Annotated in this window: 1 protein-coding gene; it reads left to right on the top strand. The window is 68.9% G+C overall.

The genetic code is table 11. From position 1 onward, the window contains the following. Window positions 1-84: 84 nt before the first annotated feature. The coding region (gene glyS / locus VF662_RS08440; RefSeq protein WP_464139841.1) for a glycine--tRNA ligase subunit beta at window positions 85-2,331 on the top strand (2,247 nt) is incomplete at its 3' end.

Raw genomic sequence — 2,331 nt, 5'->3', positions numbered from 1 at the left:
CCTCGATTCTGGCAGCGGCGTCCCGCCCCCTCCACCGCTCGCCGCGGGTGAGCGGTCCCCCTCCCCGTGCCGGGGAGGATCTAAATGGCTGATTTCCTCCTCGAGCTCCTCTCCGAGGAGATCCCGGCGCGCATGCAGGCGAAGGCGCAGGCCGATCTGGCGCGCCTGTTCGGCGAGCAGCTCGCCACCGCCGGCATCAGGGCCCAGGCGATCGAAACCTACGCGACGCCGCGCCGGCTCGCCCTCATCGCCCGCGGTCTGCCGACGGAAACCGCCGCAGTGCGCGAGGAGCTAAAGGGGCCGCGCTCCAGCGCTCCGCCGCAGGCGTTGGAGGGCTTCCTGCGCAAGACGGGCCTGACCCAGGACCAATTGGTCGAGCGCGACGGCATTTATTTCGCGATCGTCGAGAAGCCGGGCAGGGCTACTTCTTCCGTCCTCGCCGAGGCGATTCCCACCATCATCCGCAACTTCCCCTGGCCGAAGTCGATGCGGTGGGGCGAAGCATCGGCATCGACGGAGAGCCAGCGCTGGGTGCGCCCGCTCCAGGGGATCGTCGCACTTCTCGGCGAGGAGATCGTCGAGGTCGAGGTCGCCGGCATCAGATCCGGCGCGGCCACCGTCGGCCACCGCTTCCACCATCCCGGCATCATCACCATCGGAAGCGCCAACGATTATGCCGAGAAGCTCCGCGCCTGCCGCGTCATCGTCGATCCGGAGGAGCGCAAGCAGATCATCCGCTACGGCGCCGCAGCGCTTGCAGCGGGGGTCGGCGTCGAGCTGATCGAGGATGAGGGGCTGGTGGCCGAGAATGCCGGCCTCACCGAATGGCCGGTGCCGCTGATCGGCCGCTTCGACGAGGCCTTCCTCCATGTGCCGCCCGAGGTGATCCAGCTCACCGCCCGCGTGAACCAGAAATATTTCGTCTGCCGCGAGCTGGACGGCCACCTCGCCAACGCCTTCGTCTGCACCGCGAACATCGAAGCTTCGGATGGCGGCGCCGCGATCGTTGCGGGCAACGAGCGGGTCCTTTCCGCGCGCCTCTCCGACGCCAAGTTCTTCTGGGAGCAGGACCTCAAGGTGCCGCTCGCCGACCAGTCGAAGAAGCTCGATCAGATCGTCTTCCACGAGAAGCTCGGGACGGTCGCCGAGAAGGTCGAGCGCATCGCCCGGCTCGCCCGCTGGCTGGTTGAGGAGGGGGTTATTCCCCTCCCTGCCAGGGAGGGGCTAGGGGTGGGTGCCGCCGAAGGCGGGCGAAACTCCGAGGCCGAGGGCTCGCTGCACTCGCCACCCACCCCCGGCCCCTCCCTTCCAGGGAGGGGGGAGCTTGCGCAGCAGGCCGAAACCGCCGCTCGCCTCGCAAAGGCCGATCTCGTCACCGGGATGGTCGGCGAGTTCCCCGAGCTCCAGGGCATCATCGGCGGCTATCTCGCGCGTGCGCAGGGGCAGCCGGATGCGGTCGCCGACGCGATCCGCGATCATTACAAGCCGGTCGGCCAGGGGGACGAGGTGCCGACCGCGCCCGTCACCGTCGCAGTCAGCCTCGCGGACAAGCTCGACAGCCTGCTCTCCTTCTTCGGGATCGGCGAGAAGCCGACCGGATCCAAGGACCCGTTCGCGCTCCGCCGCTCGGCGCTTGGCATCCTCTCGCTGATCATCGCCAACGGCCTTCGGGCCCGGATCAGCCACATCTTCACGCCCTGGTTCAGCGACCATGCCGCCGGCCGCATGGCGGGAGCGGCGGAGGAGGAGAATGCCTTCCGCAACCTGCTCCGCACCCGCCTCGGCGACGCAGTCAGCGCCGAGGCGCTCGAGCGCCACCGGCAGACCGCCGGCCAGCCCTTCGGCGAGCTGGCGCTCCGCGAGATCGAGCGCATCCACGGCATCGAGCGGGACCTCCTCGATTTCTTCGCCGATCGCCTGAAAGTCCAGCAGCGCGAGGCCGGCGTCCGCCACGATCTCATCGATGCCGTGTTCGCGCTCGGAGGCGAGGACGATCTCGTCCGGCTGCTCGCCCGCGTGAAGGCATTGCAGTCGTTCGTCGAGACGGCCGAGGGCGCCGACCTTCTCGCCGGCTACAAGCGGGCCGCGAACATCCTCAAGAAGGAGGGCTGGGGCGGCGCCTCGCGCGGCATGGCGGAGCGAGAGAACGACACCATCCCGCAGACCGGCGAGGAGGATCCGCTGGTGCTCGTCGACGATCCGCTGCTGGCGGACGCGGTCGCCGCCTTCAATGAGCGGCACCCGAAAAAAACGCTGTCCTATTCCCCCCTGGATGAGGAACAAAAGCTGATCACCGCTCTCGATTCGGCCGAGCCCAAGGCCCGGGCCGCG

The organism is Allosphingosinicella sp., assembly GCF_036387215.1.
Lineage (GTDB): Bacteria > Pseudomonadota > Alphaproteobacteria > Sphingomonadales > Sphingomonadaceae > Allosphingosinicella.
This window is presented reverse-complemented; position numbering and strand designations above follow the sequence as displayed.